Source organism: Neisseria sp. S1 (genome assembly GCF_048060015.1).
In the GTDB taxonomy this organism is placed as follows: domain Bacteria; phylum Pseudomonadota; class Gammaproteobacteria; order Burkholderiales; family Neisseriaceae; genus Neisseria; species Neisseria arctica.
In genome coordinates this window covers 1-2,911 of sequence record NZ_JBLUPI010000028.1, presented here as the reverse complement: position 1 = coordinate 2,911, position 2,911 = coordinate 1, and the positions used below count along the sequence as shown (strand labels likewise).

The 2,911-nt window shown below is 53.0% G+C and carries 5 protein-coding genes; all 5 read right to left on the bottom strand.

What is annotated here, in order from left to right; all coding sequences use genetic code 11:
• Positions 1-117: 117 nt before the first annotated feature.
• Entirely contained in the window at positions 118-408 is a 291-nt protein-coding gene (locus ACEPPX_RS11555) for a hypothetical protein (RefSeq protein WP_416624156.1), read from the bottom strand.
• Positions 409-410: 2 nt separating this feature from the next.
• Entirely contained in the window at positions 411-743 is a 333-nt protein-coding gene (locus ACEPPX_RS11550; protein WP_416624155.1) for a capsid cement protein, read from the bottom strand.
• Entirely contained in the window at positions 744-1,010 is a 267-nt protein-coding gene (locus ACEPPX_RS11545) for a Gp49 family protein (protein ID WP_064130513.1), read from the bottom strand. It lies immediately after the preceding gene.
• A 43-nt stretch (positions 1,011-1,053) separates the two neighbouring features.
• Positions 1,054-1,989, bottom strand: coding sequence for a hypothetical protein (locus ACEPPX_RS11540; RefSeq protein WP_416624154.1), 936 nt, complete (start codon positions 1,987-1,989; stop codon positions 1,054-1,056).
• Between the two features lie 26 nt (positions 1,990-2,015).
• Positions 2,016-2,911: 2-oxoacid:acceptor oxidoreductase (locus ACEPPX_RS11535; RefSeq protein WP_416624153.1), on the bottom strand; the 896-nt coding region annotated here is incomplete at its 5' end.

Sequence of the window (2,911 nt, the reverse complement as noted above, 5' to 3'; positions counted from 1 at the left end):
GGATGGCTTCATCTACCACCTCCATATCCGGTTCAGTGGCACGCGGTTCGTCGTTTGTAAGCTGCACCAATTCCGCTTTACTCATCGCTTTAAACATGTTTTCGGCGTTGATGTACATTACTCGCCCGCCTTTGTTTTGCGTTGCGTTTTGGGTTTTACTTCAGGTTCAGCCGCTGGATTGAGCTGTGTAGCGTCGACAGATGCGGGATCAGACGGCGTTTGCTCTTGAGCTTCTGCCTGTTGGGCATCCAGTTCTTCCCCGGTGGTCAATGTTGCAGTCACATGCGCGGCCACTGATTCGTATTGCTCAGGTGTCAGCTCGACAGCTTCGCCAGCTTCCACACGGTACTGCTTGCCGCTATCATCCTCCAGGATTAAGGGCGTGTTTGCGATATAGACTTTAGCCATGATTAACCTTTCAACAGTACGCGGATGGTCTCGCCCGCACCGGACGCTGCCGTGAGGGCAGTACCGGCAATCTTGCCCGCCCCGGTAACCGCGCAGCCTTGAGCATCTGCCCCGACTTCCGCACCGACCGCAATTTCGCCACCGGCCTCAACTACCGCAATACCGACTACGTCAACCGCCGCGATATCGCCGTTAGATACATCGTACGGAGCCACACCCAACACGGCTTCACCGGCCTTGGCCTGTGCGCCGGCAAAATTGACAAAGCGGTCTTTCACAATCTCGCCTGTCGCTGTAATGGTGGTGACCAACACCACTTGTTTGGTTTGAGCCATTTAAACCTCTGCTTTCTGCATAACTGCATTTTCTTTCACACGATAAGCTTCCAATTCCCACAGGCGGTTCATAGCATCCTGTAACGCCAATTCGCGGCCCACCTGATCATCAAAAATATCGTGGCTGATACAAGCTGCCTTACCAATCACCACAAAACCTGATTTCAAAGTCAACGAGCAAACAATTGCGGTTGTCTCACCCACACGGTGATAATCAACCTTATCAATCTTGCTTTCGATTTCTTGAGATGTAATCTTTAAGCTCATATTTTTCTCCTAGGCCGTCTGAAAAACAGACGGCCTTTAATCGTTAAGCCACTGCGTTTTCAAACAAGAAACCGCACGCACTGCCTACTACCGCCGCTTTGCGGATGTCTGTATAGCGGGCATATTCGACTTTTCCGCCGACTTCATCGTAGCGGTCGACCAAAGGCATACCGCGACGGCGGAACGTGTATCCGAAGGCCGGTTCGCCCTCGTCATTGCCGTCTGAAACCAATGGCGGGCGCACAATCAGGCTGGCGAATTTACCCCAAACGTCTTTGGTTGCTTTGTTTGCAGCCGGAGCAGATACCGCTTGGCCGACAATGATGTCGTCCAACTCAAGCAGGTTTTTCAGCTGATCAATTGTCAGCAAGGTTTTACGTTCATTCGCACCTAATGCTTTAATCAGTTCCGGATGGCGTTTCAGAGCAGACAATACGCTGGCACCTACAACCAACACGCCCGGACGTACGCCACAGGCCGCACGCACTGTTTCACGGGCAGTTTCAATGTCCATCAGCGGATTGGAACTGTCCGCCGACCATTGCGTAGCCGAGGCTAAATCTTTGCTGTGGCCGGACTGGTAAACCGATTTGTTTTGCAACAAGGTGGCCGTTTCGATTTCTTGGCGCAGTTGCACGCCTTTGGTCGCACGGCGGGTCGCCTTAGCCTGCTCGTCAAACTTCGATTCCGCTTTTTCGCGGTAATCCACACCGGCGGATAAGTCATGTTCTTCCAGCACCACCGGCAAATAGTTCGGCGAATCCAAAGTAATCACGTTAGATGCCGCACCGACGGCACGTTTGGTGTCGTATTCGACGAAAGAGCCTTTGCCGAACACCGGTACTTGCACGCCTTCCGTATCGGTATAAACCTGCGGGAAAATCTTTTCGGCGACAAACTCGGCATTTTTGTAGCCGACCGCCAGATTGGTTAAGACGGGGTCGATTTGACCGCGCAATTTACGCAAATGAGCGCTCATGTTTTTTCCTTTTTAAATGCGATGGGTTATGCGGCTGTACGGCGTGCCGCTTCTTCGTAGGTGATGCCTTCTTTAGCTGCCAATGCCACTGCACGTTCGTGATGGCTCAGCGCATCAGGATTGGCCGCTTCGGCAAAATCGGCAGACAGGCCGCCGGTGGCTGCCGGCGCAGCACCTTTGGCATGGTGGCCGCTTGGCAATACTTCCGGCAAACCGCGCAGAAATTGGCGTAATGCTTCACCGATGGTGCTGCCTTCGCCGAAATCCACATGTTCAGGGTAATCGGCAAAATCCAATACCTTGATCACCAGCTCTTTATCAGCCGGTTTCAGACGGCCATCTTTCACTAAGCTTTCGGCAAATTCGGCATTTTGCTCATGCTTGCCTTCGCGCAAGGCTTTCTCCTGCTCATCCTGCAGCTTCTTCAATTCCGCCTTGACTTGAGCGGCGTCAGCCTCGGCTTTTTTACGGGCAGCCTTTTCGGCCGCCAGTTGTTCTTCGGTCGCCATATCGGTCTCCTTAATCGATTCATGGGTTTGGGTTTCAGGGTTGGGTTGAGGGTCGGCAAATGCCGGGTTAAGTTCGGGCTGATTGCCCCATGCAGCGGTTTCTTCAATGTCGCGGATTTCCCAATCCGCAATGACTTCATCGGCAGTGGAGATGCCATACTTTTCGATCAGCCAATCACGCAACCGGCGGAAAATCGAAGCGGCGCGGCGGTGAGCAGCCTCTGAAAACTCGACGAATTGTTCACCATCGGCAAAATTGATGGGCGCCAAGCCTTTCACAGCAGGAGGATGCGCGCCCAAAAATCCTACATGGCGCACATACCATTTACCGGGTACGGGATTGCTGGGGCTACCGGGTGGATAAAAGCTGGCTGATACTTTTTTGTAGCGGCCTGCCTTAACCAAACCGGCAA